At 26.9% G+C, this 16726-nt stretch carries 14 protein-coding genes and 1 other annotated feature; of the genes, 11 read left to right on the top strand and 3 right to left on the bottom strand.

The window, feature by feature from the left end; translation table 11 throughout:
* From BUA77_RS13895 to BUA77_RS09785, 6 genes are all read left to right on the top strand, one after another.
* Positions 1–256 (top strand): hypothetical protein (locus tag BUA77_RS13895; protein WP_159428977.1); only part of this gene is annotated, 256 nt, incomplete at its 5' end.
* 66 nt (positions 257–322) lie between these two features.
* Entirely contained in the window at positions 323–1513 is a 1191-nt protein-coding gene (locus tag BUA77_RS09805) for an HpcH/HpaI aldolase/citrate lyase family protein (RefSeq protein ID WP_072889681.1), read from the top strand.
* Positions 1464–2855, top strand: a complete 1392-nt coding sequence (locus BUA77_RS09800; protein ID WP_072889678.1) for a phosphoribosyltransferase family protein — start codon at positions 1464–1466, stop codon at positions 2853–2855. Before BUA77_RS09805 ends, BUA77_RS09800 begins: the two co-directional genes overlap by 50 nt.
* Before the next feature lie 16 nt (positions 2856–2871).
* A complete protein-coding gene (locus BUA77_RS09795) occupies positions 2872–4002 on the top strand; it encodes a cysteine protease StiP family protein (RefSeq protein WP_072889676.1) in 1131 nt (376 codons plus the stop codon).
* Positions 4002–4841 carry an HAD family hydrolase gene (locus BUA77_RS09790; protein WP_072889674.1) on the top strand — a complete coding sequence of 280 codons (840 nt, stop codon included), beginning with the start codon at positions 4002–4004 and terminating at the stop codon, positions 4839–4841. Before BUA77_RS09795 ends, BUA77_RS09790 begins: the two co-directional genes overlap by 1 nt.
* A 130-nt stretch (positions 4842–4971) precedes the next feature.
* Positions 4972–5222 (top strand) — a binding site (T-box leader).
* 196 nt (positions 5223–5418) lie between these two features.
* Positions 5419–8847, top strand: a complete 3429-nt coding sequence (locus tag BUA77_RS09785) for a pyruvate carboxylase (RefSeq protein WP_072889672.1) — start codon at positions 5419–5421, stop codon at positions 8845–8847.
* Positions 8848–8873: 26 nt separating this feature from the next.
* Here the strand turns inward: BUA77_RS09785 and BUA77_RS09780 are convergent, their stop codons facing one another.
* Positions 8874–9155, bottom strand: coding sequence for a PQ-loop domain-containing transporter (locus tag BUA77_RS09780; RefSeq protein ID WP_072889670.1), 282 nt, complete (start codon positions 9153–9155; stop codon positions 8874–8876).
* A 191-nt stretch (positions 9156–9346) separates the two neighbouring features.
* Entirely contained in the window at positions 9347–10015 is a 669-nt protein-coding gene (locus BUA77_RS09775; protein WP_200773952.1) for a DUF421 domain-containing protein, read from the bottom strand.
* A gap of 133 nt (positions 10016–10148) precedes the next feature.
* Here BUA77_RS09775 and BUA77_RS09770 point away from each other — a divergent pair, with 133 nt between their 5' ends.
* From BUA77_RS09770 to BUA77_RS09750, 5 genes are all read left to right on the top strand, one after another.
* Positions 10149–10448: a ribosomal maturation YjgA family protein gene (locus BUA77_RS09770; RefSeq protein ID WP_330390082.1), complete on the top strand. Its 300-nt coding sequence runs from the start codon at positions 10149–10151 to the stop codon at positions 10446–10448.
* 225 nt (positions 10449–10673) lie between these two features.
* Complete coding sequence (locus tag BUA77_RS09765; protein WP_072889666.1) at positions 10674–11681, top strand: HlyD family secretion protein; 1008 nt, start codon at positions 10674–10676, stop codon at positions 11679–11681.
* Positions 11681–12481 carry an ABC transporter ATP-binding protein gene (locus tag BUA77_RS09760; RefSeq protein WP_072889664.1) on the top strand — a complete coding sequence of 267 codons (801 nt, stop codon included), beginning with the start codon at positions 11681–11683 and terminating at the stop codon, positions 12479–12481. The genes BUA77_RS09765 and BUA77_RS09760 overlap by 1 nt, the downstream gene beginning before the upstream one ends.
* Entirely contained in the window at positions 12478–13611 is a 1134-nt protein-coding gene (locus BUA77_RS09755) for an ABC transporter permease (RefSeq protein WP_072889662.1), read from the top strand. The genes BUA77_RS09760 and BUA77_RS09755 overlap by 4 nt, the downstream gene beginning before the upstream one ends.
* A 500-nt stretch (positions 13612–14111) precedes the next feature.
* A complete protein-coding gene (locus BUA77_RS09750; protein WP_143151343.1) occupies positions 14112–15497 on the top strand; it encodes a peptide MFS transporter in 1386 nt (461 codons plus the stop codon).
* A gap of 139 nt (positions 15498–15636) precedes the next feature.
* Here the strand turns inward: BUA77_RS09750 and BUA77_RS09745 are convergent, their stop codons facing one another.
* Positions 15637–16182: a helix-turn-helix domain-containing protein gene (locus BUA77_RS09745; RefSeq protein WP_072889658.1), complete on the bottom strand. Its 546-nt coding sequence runs from the start codon at positions 16180–16182 to the stop codon at positions 15637–15639.
* Between the last annotated feature and the right edge of the window lie 544 nt (positions 16183–16726).

The raw sequence follows: 16726 nt of genomic DNA, 5'->3' as shown, positions 1-16726 counted from the left end.
GAAAGAGAACTTCCTAGATATGGGAGAGGACGAGGAAGCGTATCCCTTTGGGATAGAAACAGACGAGAAGACTTACAGATATCAATGTTTGGAGTGTGGATTTGAAGAAGATGTACCTAGGTTTATTATTGATGAATTTATTGAAGATGACTTTTTTGCTTCTGGTTGTGATATTGAGAATTTTGAAGTAAAAATGCCTATACTTATATGTCCAAAATGTAATGGTGAATTAGTTTCAAAAAATACAGATGAGTAGCTCTGCTACTCATCTGAGAGTATCACGAAGTGATATTTTGTTCTAATTATTAGAAAGGAATGGTTTATGCAATATTTTAATTATTTAACTTCTGAAGATAAAAAATCTATTTTTTATTCTTTGCCTATGTCATTTGAAAGAGATAGTGATAAAGAAATTCTTTCTTATGCTCTTGGTTCAACTTTATACATGCCAGCTACAAGAGAGAAAATTTCACAGGATATAATATCGTTTAAGTATGAAGGATTAATGTCTATGGTTATTTGTTTAGAAGATGCTATTGGAGATAAAGAAATAAATAAAGGAACAGAATCTCTTGTAAATAACTTGAAAAATATATTTTTAGCTATAGAGAATGGACAAATTAGTTATGAGCAAATTCCTTTAATATTTATAAGAGTTAGAAGTCCAAAGCAAATAAACATTTTAGGAAAAAGAATGGGAAGTATGATAGAACTTATAACTGGCTTTGTATTTCCGAAATTTTCAATAAACAATGGAAGAGATTATTTTGAAGAATTAAAAAAAATTAATTTTACTTTTAATAAAAAGCTTTATGGAATGCCAATATTAGAAACCGCAGATATAATTTATAGAGAAACTAGAATAAGGTCTTTAAATGATATAAATAAAATACTAAACGAAAATGAAGAGTTTGTATTAAATGTTAGAATAGGTGCAACTGATTTTTCGAGTTTATTTGGTATTAGAAGAAGTTATGATGTAACTATTTATGATATTGCAGTAATTAGAGATTGTATAGCAGATATTGTTAATATATTTTCTCGCGTAGATAGAGAGTATGTTATTTCAGGACCAGTATGGGAATATTTTTGTAAGGAATATAGAGTGCTTAAACCACAATTAAGACAAAGTCCATTTGAAGATACCTATGGTCTGGAAGGAATTCAGATTAGAGCTAATATTATAGACAAATACATAGATGGTTTAATTAGAGAGGTTTCATTAGATAAAGTAAATGGATTGATTGGTAAGACCATTATTCATCCAAGTCATATTTTACCTGTACAGGCGTTGCATGTAGTAAGTCATGAAGATTATGTAGATGCTTGTAGTATTTTAGACAATGATAATGGACAATTAGGAGTTATGAAAAGCCAATATCTAAATAAAATGAATGAAATTAAGCCTCACATTAATTGGGCTAATAAAATAGTTAGGAAAGGAAAGATTTATGGAGTATTTAATGAAAAGAAAAACTTCACAAGCTTGCTTGAAAAAAAAATATACATATAATATTTTAGATAATTTAGAGTTAGATATATATATAAAGGATAATATATATGAAATTCCGCTAGATAAATTATTTGCTATGGCTGCAAGAAAAAATAAGAAAAGATCATTTTTATTTGTTAGCAAAGTATTAGGCAAGCATATTCCAGTAAATCCTTTTGTCCCACTGATAGCTGGAGCAGCACTTGCAGCAAGATATATGCAGATAGTACATAATGAAAATTCAAAAAAGATTAAAGAAATAATAAATGCACTTGTTGAAGAATCAAATATAAATGAAGTATGTGATGATATGTATAAAAATCCTTTTAAGCTTTCAGAACCTTGTATATTCATTGGATTTGCCGAAACAGCAACTGCATTAGGACAATCTATGTATAGTTATTTTTCCAACAGTGGAGCTTATATACATACTACTAGAGAGTTAATTTCGAATTTAAAATCTATAATTAATTTTGAAGAAGAACATTCTCATGCTACATCTCATAGATTTTATAGCATAGATCCTAATATATTAGAATCTAAAAATACAGTTATATTAGTAGACGATGAAATTACAACAGGAAAGACAGCGTTAAATATTATTGAAGCTATTCAAAAAAAGTATCCAAGAAAAAAATATGTAGTAGTTTCGTTATTGGATTGGAGATCTGATGAAGATATTCAAAAATTTAGAGAAAAAGAAGAAAAACTAAATATATCTATTGAAACAGTATCTTTACTTTCTGGAAATATTAAAGAAAAAGGAAAAATAAGTAAAAAAAATAAATTTAATAAAATGGATAATATAGATATTAAGATAAATTGTAATATAAAATATATAAATTTAAGTGAATTTTTTAAAAATTTGATTACTCTTTCTTCTAAGGATAGTTTAGGGTATGAAAATGATAGTCCATATTTATTGGAGACCGGTAGATTTGGAATTAAAGAAATAAATAAGGAGTATATAGAATCTAAAACAAAGATTATTGGAAATTATTTAGGTGAAATGAGAAGTGGAAATAAAACTCTTTGTCTTGGAACTGGTGAATTTATTTATATACCTATGAAAATAGCAAGTTACATGGGAGAAGGAATATCATATCATTCAACGACAAGAAGTCCTATTTATCCATATGATAAAATTGATTATGGAGTAAAAAATATTTTTAAATTTGAATCTCCAGATGATCCTTCTATAATAAACTACATATATAATATTCCATATAGATATTATGATGATATGTATATATTTTTTGAAAGAGGAATAAAAAAAGAAAGATTAAAGTCATTATTAGAAATTTTGAAAAAATTAGGTATTCCAAATATTTTTATTGTTACATGTTCGGGAAAAATTAATTAAAGAGGGGAGTTAGTAAATGAATAAAATACTAAATAGAGAAATATCCAAACCTTCATATATAGGCAGTTATTCAATCGATGATGTGATTTTTTTATTAAAGGATATTAGTGATTGTGTAAAAGAAAAAGATACAAAATATAGGGAAAAGGCCATTCAATCAGGAAGACATTATTCTGAAATGCTACCTATAGAATATAAGCCTTCTTCAGAATATATAGATTTGTTTTACATGTCTTTAAAGGAGTCAGCTAAGAAGTTAGCTATTGCAGTGGGCGTTGTTTCGGAAAAAATAATTAAAAATAGAGGATTAAATATAGTGATTACTTCACTAGCTAGAGCGGGTACACCAGTTGGAATATTAATAAAAAGATATATTTATTTTAAATATAAAATAGACATTCCTCATTATAGTATTTCTATAATAAGAGGAAAGGGGATAGATGAGAATGCAATTTGCTATATTATGAAAAATCATCCAGATAAAGAAATTCAGTTTATAGATGGATGGACTGGGAAAGGAGCTATTACAAAAGTTTTAACAGAGTCTTGTGAAAAATTTAAACAAAAGTATGGAATTGATTTAAATGATGATTTAGCAGTACTTGCAGACCCTGGTTATTGTATATCAACATTTGGTACAAGAGAGGATTTTTTAATTCCTAGTGCTTGCCTTAACTCTACTGTATCAGGACTAGTTAGTCGTACTGTACATAGAAGTGATTTAATTGGAGAAAAAGATTTTCATGGGGCAAAGTATTATAAAGAGCTAAAAGAAGAAGATCTATCTAATTTATTTATAGATACTATTTGCGAACAATTCAAGAGTGTGTTGGATAAAATAGATAAAGAATTAAATGCAGTAAATGATATAAATATACATCCTACTTGGGAAGGATGGAAAAATATTCAGGAAATTCAAAAAGAGTTTGATATAGAAGATATAAATTTAATTAAACCCGGCATAGGAGAAACTACAAGAGTTTTATTGAGAAGAATTCCTTGGAAAATCCTTGTAAAAGAAGAAAGCGATTCAAATTTAAAACATATATTAATTTTGGCAAAAGAGAAAAAAGTACCCATTGAAAAATATACTAAAATGACTTATAAGTGTTGTGGACTTATAAAATCTTTAAGAGGAGATATATAATGTTATTTGCTTCTGATTTAGATAGAACTTTAATATATTCAAATAAGTTTTTAGATAATTTTACTATAAAAGAACATAAAAATGTCTGTTTAATAGAGAAAAAAGGAGATAAAGAGATATCCTTTATGACAAATAGAGCAATAGATAAGTTAAAAGAGTTATCACAAAAATTATGTTTTGTACCAACAACAACTAGAACTATAGAACAATATAGAAGAATTTCTATTTTTCAAAATGAAATTATATCTAAATATGCAGTGGTTAGTAACGGAGGAAATATCTTGATAGATGGAAAAGTTGACAAGATATGGAATAGATGTATTAAAAATAAAATAAAAAATGAAGCTGTATCTATTGCAGATGTATTGAAAAAATTTAATGAAATTAAAAATAAAGAATGGCTTATTTCATGTAATACAGCAGATAAATTATTTTGCTATTGTATTGTTGATTTAAGTAAACTAAAAAAAGATGAACTTAAATCTTTTTTTAAGTGGCTAGATGGGAACAATTGGAATGTTTCGCTGCAAGGGCGCAAATTATATTTTATACCTAATTGTGTAAATAAAAGAGATGCTATTGTTTATATAGCAAATAATGCAGGAATAAAAACTATAGCGGCAGCAGGAGATTCTTATTTAGATTTATGTATGTTAGATATTGCAGATTATGGAGTATCACCATTTCATGGAGAAATATACGATCTATATAAAGATAAAAAATGTGAAGACATGAAATTAGAGTTTACATTATCATCAGGAATTTTAGCTGCTGAAGAAATTTTGAAGAACATAGAGATATTTCTAAACAATAATTTTATGAGAACTGCTTTAACATAGGTTTTATGTAAAAATAAAAGGAAATTTTATCAAAAAAATTTAATGATTCAATTGACAATTTAATAAATAAACTATATAATGAGATAAATTAATTTAATAAAGAAAAAATAAAAAAAAGTTAATTTAATAAAGAAAAACGATGAAGAGAAGAGTAGGTATAGTTATTTGTTATAGCGAATCGGTGACGGTGTAAGACTGATACAACGGCTATATTGAAGAACATCTCGGAGTTTCTAACTGAAATTTTTGATGAGAGTAGGCTTAGACGGTATCCAAGTCGTTATAAATTGGATAGTATGGAACTTTAGATTCTGTACTGATAAAGAGAGCTTTTAAGCTAATTAGAGTGGTACCGCGGAAGATAAGTCTTTCGTCTCTTTTTATAAGGGATGAAAGGCTTTTTTATTTAAATATGTTAGTTAAGATTAAACAAATAATAAAATTGTAATAATATATTTAGTATAGTCAATATTCATTGAAACGAATTAAAAGTCGGCAAAGAAACGTTTTGTACGAAAAATACCGTATAAAATGTGGTATAATTAATATATAATTCGGGAAAGAAGGAGTTGGTGAAATGTTGAAAAAATTCAGAAAAGTATTAGTTGCCAATAGAGGAGAAATAGCTATAAGAATTTTTAGAGCTTGTTCAGAACTTGGAATTAGAACGGTTGGTATTTATTCAAAAGAAGATAAATACAGTCTTTTTAGAAGTAAAGCAGATGAATCATATTTAATAGGAGAAGATAAAGGACCAATTGAAGCATACCTTGATATGGAAGAAATAATTCATATTGCAAAGAAAAAAGGCGTTGATGCTATTCACCCTGGATATGGATTTTTATCAGAAAATCCTGACTTTGCTAGAATGTGTAGAGAAAATGAGATAGAATTTATAGGGCCTTCTCCTGAAGTTATGGATAAAATGGGAGATAAAATAAATTCTAAAAAAGTTGCAAAAGAGGTTAATGTTCCTACAATACCTGGAGTTGATTATTCTATTTCAACTTCTGATGAAGCTAAAAAAATAGCAAAAGAAATTGGATATCCAGTAATGCTTAAAGCTTCTAATGGTGGCGGTGGAAGAGGCATGAGAGTTATAGAAAAAGAAGAGGATTTAGTTTTAGAATTTGAAAGAGCTGTAAGTGAATCTAAAAAAGCTTTTGGAAAGGCATCTATATTTATAGAAAAATATTTAAAAAAGCCAAAGCATATAGAAGTTCAAGTACTTGGAGATAAACATGGTAATATAGTTCATCTTTATGAGAGAGACTGTTCAGTTCAAAGAAGACATCAAAAAATAATAGAATATGCACCAGCATTTTCTCTAAGTAAAGAAGTTAGAGATAAAATATGTGAAGATGCTTTAAAGCTTGCAAAACATGTTGGATATTATAGTGCTGGTACTCTTGAGTTTTTAGTTGATGAAGATGAAAATTACTATTTCATAGAAATGAATCCTAGAATTCAAGTTGAACATACTGTATCTGAGCTAGTAACAGGAATTGATATAGTTCAAAGTCAAATTCTTGTAGCTCAGGGTTATTCTTTAGACAGTGATGAAATAGATATTAAATCTCAGGATGATATTAAGTTAAATGGTTATTCAATACAATGTAGGATAACTACAGAAGATCCTAAAAATAAATTTATGCCTGATACTGGTAAAATTCACGTATATAGGACTGGATCGGGTTTTGGTATAAGACTTGATGGAGGAAATGGATTTACAGGCTCTCAAATAACTCCTTATTATGACAGTCTTTTAGTTAAGACTATATCTTGGGATAGAAGTTTTAAAGGTTCAGTTAGAAAAATGCTAAGATCTATAAAGGAGCTTAGAATTAGAGGGGTTAAAACTAATGTAGGCTTTTTAGTTAATGTTTTAAATCATCCACAATTCTTAGATGGAAAGTGTGATACTAAATTTGTTGATGAAACAGAAGAACTGTTTGAAATAAAAGAAGGTAGAGATAGAGGAACGAAGCTTTTACAATTTATAGGAAATGTAATAGTAAATGAAAATAAAGAACCTAAAAAGGAGTTTGATATACCTAAAGTTCCTAAAATTGATGATAATGTTATTAAAAAAGGCTCAAGAGATTTATTTAAAGAGCTTGGAGCAAATAAATTTATAGAGCATATCAAAAATGAAAAAAAATTATTACTAACAGATACAACTATGAGAGATGCTCATCAATCATTATTTGCTACAAGAGTTAGAAGCAATGACCTTTTAAAAATATCAAAGCCAGTGAGTTATTATATGAATAATTTATTTTCTCTTGAAATGTGGGGAGGAGCTACCTTTGATGTTGCTTATAGATTCCTAAAAGAATCGCCATGGAGAAGACTTGAAAAACTTAGAGAAAATATACCAAATATAATGTTTCAAATGCTTCTTAGAGCATCTAATGCAGTAGGTTATAAAAACTATCCAGACAATGTTTTAAGAGAATTTATAAAAGAATCAGCTAATAAAGGAATAGATATATTTAGAATATTTGATAGTTTAAACTGGATAGAAAATATGAGACTTCCTATATATGAAGCTTTAAATAGTGGAAGTCTTGTAGAAGGAACTATTTGTTATAGTGGAGATATATTAGATTCTAGTAAAACTAAATATACACTTAAATATTATGTAAATATGGCAAAAGAACTTGAAAAAATGGGAGTTCATATTATAGCTATAAAAGATATGGCAGGACTTTTAAAGCCTTATGCAGCACATAAGCTTGTAAAGGCATTAAAAGAAGAAGTATCTATTCCAGTTCATCTTCATACTCATGATACAAGTGGAAATGGACTATCAACTTTACTTATGGCAGCAGAGGCTGGAGTTGATATAGTAGATACTGCAGTAGAGTCTATGGCAGGACTTACAAGTCAGCCATCTCTAAACAGTTTAGTTGAAGCTTTAAGAAATACTCCTAGAGATACTAAAATAGATCTTGAAGGAATATATGATATAAGTGAATACTATAAAGACCTTAGAAAAGTATATTATAAATTTGAAAGTGAGCTTAAAACTTCTTCAGCTGAAATATATAAATATGAAATACCAGGGGGACAATATACTAACTTAAAACCTCAAGTTGAAAGCTTAGGACTTGGAAATAAGTTTAAAGAAGTAAAAGAAAACTATAAAGAAGCTAATGAAATATTAGGAGATATTATAAAAGTTACACCTTCATCAAAAGTTGTAGGAGATTTAGCTATATTTATGACTAAAAATGGACTTAACAAAGAAAATATATCTACTAAAGGAGAAACTCTTTCATTCCCAGATTCTGTTGTAGACTATTTTAAAGGTATGATAGGTCAGCCTGAAGGAGGATTTCCCAAGGATTTACAAAAAGTTGTTTTAAAAGGAGAAAAACCTATTGAAACAAGAGCAGGAGAGCTTTTAGAAGATGTTGATTTTGATGAAGTTAAGAAAATTTTAGATGATAAATATAAAATAGATGCAAATATAAGAAATATAATAAGCTACTGTTTATATCCAAAGGTATATAAAGAATATTTATCTCATCTTAAGGAATATCATGATGTTTCAAAACTTGAAAGCCATGTTTTCTTCTATGGACTTGATAAAGGTGAAGAATGTGAAGTTGAAATAGAGCCAGGAAAAGTTCTTACAATAAAATTAATAGAAATATCTGATGCTAAAGAAGATGGAAAGAGAACATTAACATTTGAATTAAATGGTATGAGAAGAGATGTAGAAATAGAAGATAAAAGCTTTGCAGCAAGCACTAAAACAGTTATTAAAGCAGATCTTGATAATGAGCTTGAAGTGGGAGCAAGTATTCCTGGAAAAGTAGTTAAAGTATTAGTAAAAGAAGGAGATAAAGTAGAAGAAAATCAACCAGTTATAATAATAGAAGCTATGAAGATGGAAACTACAATAGTATCAAGATCAAATGCAGTAATAGATAAAGTATATGTAAAAGAAGGAGATATGGTATCTGATAGAGAATTATTAATTACAATGAAAGAATAATATAAAATTTAGAAAGAATCCTTGATTTAAAAGGATTCTTTCTTTTTTTCTTTATTTTGAGGTTTGCTATTTCTAATATATAATAATATATCAATACTAACCATTGTGAAATTTAAAATGTATAAGTAAATAACACTATCAAAGTTGTAAAAAATTTTATGTAAAATTCCTGATACATAACCAATAAGAATTACAATTAAAAAGAAAAAGCTTTTTCCTTCAACTGATTTAGATTTATAGGATTTGTAGATTGAAAGGGGCCATGCAGCTCCGAAACATATTAACATAATAATTTCAAATATACTCATATAATCACCTCCTATAATATTTTAACAAAAATTGTAAGGAATAAAAATAGTTTTAAATAAATAATTACAGGTTTAGATTTTGGACATACGACTCCTCATATAACTTTTCCAATTGGAGGAGAAGTAGAGTTAGTTGCTAGTGATGGTAATTTAAAGATTATAATAAATAAACATTAAATAATATATCAGCTTTATTTTTTACTTTTAACATCAAAATAAACTTCTTCTTTTTCTTCTATTGAATAAGCATAAATAACATCTTTTAAATCAATATTTTCTTCTTTTAGCTTATTATTGAGCCACTTTTCATCTTTATGTATTAATTTTAAATTTTTCTTTTGTATTTTTCCGTCTATTATAACTGCTATAGGTAATTTTTCAGGTTCAACAGGAATGTTTAAATCAGAAATAGAAACATTTCTAACAGAAGATTTTGGTATTATACTTATTTCACCTGTTGGTTCTAAAATTGCGTATTCAACATCATCTAATTTTGGATATCCATTTGTTCTAAGTATAGATGTTAACTGTATTAATGAAATATGTTCTTTTTCTAAATTTTTCTCATCTATTTTCCCTTGTTTTATTAAAATTGTAGGTTCACCTAGTAAGAATTTATTAAATATTTGATTTAAAGATAGTTTTGAATAAATAATATAAAATAATATTAAGGATGCTAGAGAAATAATAGTTGGTTTTATTTCTGTGCTAATTAATGGTTCGGAGATAATTGTTCCAATAATTATTATAGCCATTAAATCATATGGTGTAAGTTGAGTAATAGCTGATTTACCCATTATTCTCATTATTATTATACCTATTGTAAATAATAATATATTTTTAGTTATAATAATCAACATTTTATCACCTCGTAAGTATTTTTAATTATTATTTTACACAGAATATTGATTTTTTATTGATAAAATTATTATAATTAGTTATATATGAAGAAATTATGTGTGACTAGTTATTTTAAAAGGAGAATGTAAAAATATGTATATAAATAAGAGGAATAGATATATTTATGCTATTTTAATTAGTATAGTAATATTATTAGGATTAGCTTCAAGGAAGTTTTCCATTAGTATGCCAAATTTTGTAGTATATTATATCCCTGATACTTTATGGGGTCTTATGGTATTTTTTATAATGGGGTTTTTATTTAATAAATTTAAAACTTCAAAGGTTGTAGTTTATTCTTTAGTATTTGCTTACTTAATTGAAATAAGTCAACTATATCATGTGCCATGGCTTGATCAAATAAGAAGTACTAAATTAGGTGGATTAATTTAGGGATTTGGATTTTTATGGAGTGATTTGATTTGCTATAGTATTGGTATTTTTATAGGAGTTTTATTTGAAAAATTTATTACAAGGAAATAATTTATTTATAGCAATGAGAAATTTTATTCCTTAAGAAAATGTAATTGATAATCTAGAAGAAGAAATAAATTTAGTACTTGATATATTTCTAAATGGAATTATAAAAAATAAATAATGCATAAGGTGGGAGGTTATATGAAATTAAAACATTTTTTACTAGTAAGTTTAATAGTATTATTTCTTACAGGATGTATGAAAGAGTCTAAAGATTTAACTTATACAGGAACTATAGAAGCTGATGAAATAGATATAAGTAGTGAAGTTTCAGGAACATTACAAAAACTATTTATTGAAGAAGGTAAAGAAATTAAAAAAGGAGAAAAAATAGCAAAAATAGATACTACAAGTTTAAATTTAAAATTAAAAGAAGCTAAAGCTAGACTGAATTCAGCTAATGCACAACTTAAAGATATATCAAATGGAACTAGAATAGAAGAAGTTAAAAAAGCCAAAGCAAGCTTAGAAAGTATAGAAGCTCTTTTAGAGGGAGCAAAAAGTAAGTATGATTACCTATCTAAAAATTATGATGATTTAAAAAATCTTTATGAAAATGATGCTGTAAGTGAAAAAAAATTAGAAGAAGCAAAAACTTTGGTGGATCAGTCTCTTTCGAATTTTAAAAATTTACAAAAACAATATGATCAAGGTAAAGTAAATCTAGATTTTCTTTTAAAAGGTCCTACAGGTGAGAAGATAAAAATAGCGCAATCTGAAGTGGAAAGAGTAAATGCAAGTATTGAATTATTACAGTATCAAATTTCAAAAGGAGAAATTTATTCTCCTATAGATGGGGTAGTACAAAATATTAACTATAATGAAAATGAGTTTATTCAAAATGGTGCAAATATAGCAAATATATTAGATTTAAACAATAAGTGGATTAAAATTTATATACCAGAAAAAGAGCTTCATCGTATTTCTTTAAATCAAGAATTAAATATTAATGTTGATTATCTGGAAAATGAAAAAATTAAAGGAAAAGTTGTATATATATCTCCAAAAGCAGAATTTACACCAAAGAATGTAGAATCAAAAGAAAATAAAGAAGAAATGGTATTTGAAGTTAAAATAAAAATTATAAAAGACTCAGATTTATTAAAACCAGGAATGTTTGCAGATGTTAAGTTAGAAGGTGATAAATAATGAAGGAAGAATTAGCAGTATATATAAAAGAACTTTCAAAATCATTTAAAAAATTTATTGCTGTAGATAAAATAAACCTTAAAATACCTAAAGGAAAAATTTATGGATTATTGGGGCCAAATGGATCTGGAAAATCTACAACTATTAGAATGTTATGTGGTGTACTTACTCCATCTGAAGGAGAAGGTAGTGTTCTTGGTTTTGATATATGTAAAGAATCTGAAAAAATAAAGCAAAATATAGGCTATATGTCCCAAAAATTTAGTCTTTATGAAGATTTAACTGTATATGAGAATCTAGATTTTTATTCTAGTATATATTCACTTCCTAATCATTTGAAAAAAGAAAGAATAAATGAACTTATAAACATGGCAGGACTTCAAGGCAAAGAAAAAGTTATTACCAAAAATCTCTCAGGAGGATGGAAGCAAAGACTAGCTCTTGGATGTTCACTGATACATAAGCCTTCTTTATTAATACTTGATGAACCTACCTCAGCTGTTGATCCTGTATCAAGAAGAATATTTTGGGAGCTTATTCACAATTTAGCTAAACAAGGAATAACAATTATTGTAACTACTCACTATATGGATGAAGCAGAAAGCTGTGATGAAATAGCATTTATGTTTTCTGGAAAGATATTAGCAAAAGGAACTCCTAAGGAATTAATTAAAAACAGAAAATGCAAAAATCTTGAAGATGTTTTTATAAGTTATGTACAGGAGCAGACAGGGGAAAAAGTTCAATCTTCTTTTAATGAAATGAAATTTATTCATAACAAAGAAGGTGAACAAAAGTGAATATACAAAGACTTCTTACAATAATAAAAAAGGAATTTATTCATATAAAAAGAGATAAACCAAGTTTAGTAATTGCTATAATGACGCCTATAGTATTTATAATTTTATTCGGATATGCAGTAAATACAGATGTTGAAAATATAGATATGGCAGTGTTTGATAATGATAAAACTCTAGAAAGTAGAGAATTTGTTACTAAACTCAAAAATTCTAATTATTTTAACCCAAATATATATGTTGATAATATAAATGAATTAGAAAAATTAATTGATAAAGAAGAAGTAAAGTCAGCTATTGTTATTCCCTCGGGTTTTTCAAAAGATTTAAAAAGAAATAAAAATCCTAAAGTTCAGCTTATTATAGATGGAACAGATCCAACTATTGCAAGAACTGCACTTCAAAGTGGAGTATTAATTTCAAATATGTATTCTATCAATATTCAGGAAAATATAATGAAAAAAAGTGGTAAAATATTAAAACAGTTTCCGAAAATAGATATGAAAACAAGGGTGTGGTACAATCCAAATCTTGAAAGCAGCAAATTCATAATTCCTGGTCTTATTGGTCTTATTATGCAAAATATAACTGTAATGCTTACTGCATTTTCTCTTGTTAGGGAAAAAGAAAGGGGAACATTAGAACTTTTAATAGTAACTCCAATAAAATCAGCTGAATTAATAATAGGCAAAATGGTTCCATATATATTAATTGGAAGTATTGATTTTATTATAGCATTATTATTTGGAACTATATGGTTTGATGTACCTATAAAAGGAAATATATATTTATTAATATTTTTAGGAATTGGTTTTGTAATGTGTTCATTAGCAATAGGTATGTTTATATCAACAGTTTCAGTTAATCAAGCCCATGCTATGCAGCTTACAATATTGTTTATATTACCTAGTGTTCTTTTATCAGGATTCATATTTCCAAGAGAAGCAATGCCTAATATAATTCAAATTGCAGGTTATACAGTACCACTAACATATTTTTTAAAAATATTAAGGGGTATTATACTTAAAGGAATAGGCATAGAGTATTTATTAAAAGAAGTGATTATTTTATTAATTTTTGGAACTATACTTCTAATAATTTCTTCTATTAGATTTAAAAAGAAATTAGATTAGCTACTTAATATTAGGTAGTTGTATTTTTTTGAGTATAGACGATAGAATATTAAAGGATTATTTTGATTTTTGTATAAATAGTTATTTATTATGAATACAAAGATAATATATATATTATTGACCTATGAATATGAATAAAAACTTTGTTTTTAGGAGTAGTAAAAAAATTAATTATATGATAAAAAAATATATACATTAAAGGCAAAATATGATAATATCAAAAATACAAAACATTCTAAAAATTAGTTGAAGCACTATCTAAAAATTATAATTTAATATGTCAGAATCTGAAAATACATACAAAAATGGTGTGACAAAATAAAGGTTACTAGAGTTTTTATTGTTGTAAGGATATAATAAAGATTTAATTTTTAGCTGAAGTTGGCATAAGTTTCTCATCCTTTTTAATTTTAGGTTATACACACTTTGACAATGTATACATACCTAAAATGGGAGAAACTTAGTCATTTCAATATATTAAAATATATAGGGGGGATAATATGTCTACTAATTCAGTTGGGGAAAAAAGCAACACAAAAGAATCCGTAAAACATCCTGTAGGGCTTTACCTTGTTTCATTTACAATTATGTGGGAAAGGTTTAGTTATTATGGGATGAGAGCACTTTTAATTTTATTTTTAACAACGCAACTTATAAAAGGTGGTCTTGGTCTTGATACTAAATCAGCTGGATTAATTTATGGTAATTTTACAGGGCTTGTTTATTTAACTCCATTATTAGGAGGATGGCTTGCTGATAAGTACTTAGGTCAAAGAAAAGCTGTTGTTTGGGGAAGTACTTTAATTGCTTTAGGTCAATTTGCTTTATTTACTACTCATACTAAAAGTATGTTATATTTAGGCCTTTTACTTTTGATACTAGGAAATGGTTTTTTTAAACCTAATATGTCAAGTCTTGTTGGTCAATTATATGAAAAAGATGATTCTAGAAAGGACAGTGCATATTCAATTTTTTATATGGCAATAAATGTAGGAGCATTTATTGCACCACTTATTTGCGGTACACTTGCTGAGCAAATATTTGCGCAAAAGCAAGGTGCTGAAATAATATCATATGGATATAGGTATGGATTTTTAGCGGCTGGTATAGGTATGTTAATAGGTCAAATTGCATTTATGCTATTATCTAATAAATATATGAAAGGAATTGGTAAACATCCTATTACGAAGGCTTCTACTACTGATACTAAAGATTCTAATAAACCACTTACTAAGCAAGAAAAAAATAGAATTAAAGCTATATTTATAATGGTATTTTTCGTAACATTTTTCTGGGCTGGATTTGAGCAGGCTGGAGCTTCTCTTACTATTTACACTAAGGATTTTATAAATAGAAATATGGGAAGTTTTGTAGTTCCTACATCATGGTTTCAATCTTTAAATCCAATATTCTGTGTTATATTAGGTCCAACTATGGGGGCTTTATGGGTATATCTTTCTAAAAGAGAAAAAGGAGATTTAACTATTCCACAAAAAATGTCTTTAGGTATGATTTTACTTGGAATAGGTTTTTTACTAATGGTGGGTGCAGTTCTTCAAAGAGGTTCAGCGGGTGATGATGTAACTGTAAAAGCTAATATGATGTGGCTTGTTGGAGCATATTTCTTACATACAGTTGGAGAAATGTGTTTGTCTCCTGTAGGACTTTCAATGGTTAGTAAATTATCTCCACCTAAATATGTATCTTTATTAATGGGTGTTTGGTTATTTAGTAGTGCTATTGCTAACAAACTTGCAGGGGTTGTAGCTTCTCTTATGGGAACTTTCACTCATATGCAAATATTTGGGACTATAGCTGGTGTATCCATTGTATTAGGATTTATGTTACTATCTTTAAACAAAAAACTTATTTCAATGATGCAATAGATAAAAAGGAGCTATCTTATAATGATTAAAAAAATCATTTAAAAAGGTAGCTCCTTTTCTCGTAAAATTAAAAAATATTAAAATTTTAACCTTATTTGAAGTGAAATCTCTGATGGTTTATTATAACTTTCATTTAAATTTAAAAAATCACAGGAGTTACTACTGATAATATTTTTGCTGGCTGTTTTAGAGGATTAATCCATATGTGAGGGATTGTTGATGGAAAATGAAATGAATCCCCAGCTTTAACCAAATATTCTGTATCATCTAAATTTACAATGATAGCACCTTCTAGAACATAAATAAATTCTTCACCAGGATGACTAAATTTATGTCCGTGCTGCTGCTCGGGAGGTATAACAACAAGCATAGATTCCAAAACTCTATTTGAAAAATCACCACTTAATCTTATAAACTGAGAATTGGAACTTTCTATTTGAAATACACTTTGATTTTCTGATTTGATTAAAAAATTATGAATTTTAGGTTTATAAAAAAAATAATTTATTGAAACATTTAAAGCATCTGCAATTTTTTTTAGAGATGTGATTGCAAGGGATGAAGTGTTATTTTCTACTTGAGAGAGAAAACTAACTGACAAACCTGTTTTTTCACTTAAATCCTTTAAAGTTAAGTTTCTTTCTTTTCTTAAATTTCGTATTTTTATAGAAATTTCATTAATCATACTTATCCTCCAAATAAACTTATTTACTATATAATAAAATAGCCATATTTTTCTTTTAATCATGATATCATACTAAATTTTTGAATTCAACCTTATAAAAATCTTAAATATTGAATATGTAATTTTATTTTTATTAAAATAAATTAATATAGACTGAAATTAATTTTAGTTTTATCGAAAAAAGTTTAGTAATATGGTAAAAAATATATACATTAATGGAAGAATATGATATTATCAAAATATGGAAGAACATTTTAAAAATTCACTAAAATACTACTAGAAAAGATTAGATATGAAAAAGAAAAATCATTTATAATAGGTAGTTGCAAAATAGAGTGAAAGGTTATCCACAGAAAAATTGAGTTGAAATTACTAAATAGAAAGAGTTATTAACAGTAATATTCAAAAAAAGACGCAGTTAAATAAAGGTTCAGTAAAACCTTTTTAAAAAGGATATAGAGTTTAAAAAAACTTAAGCAATTAAAGATTTAATAGCAAGAGGATTGTGGATATTGTTAGTCTTAAACATTAAAACAAACGCAAC

Source organism: Tepidibacter formicigenes DSM 15518 (assembly GCF_900142235.1).
Lineage (GTDB): Bacteria > Bacillota > Clostridia > Peptostreptococcales > Peptostreptococcaceae > Tepidibacter > Tepidibacter formicigenes.
Note: the sequence above shows the minus strand (reverse complement) of the source record. Positions and strands in the feature narration are given on the sequence as shown.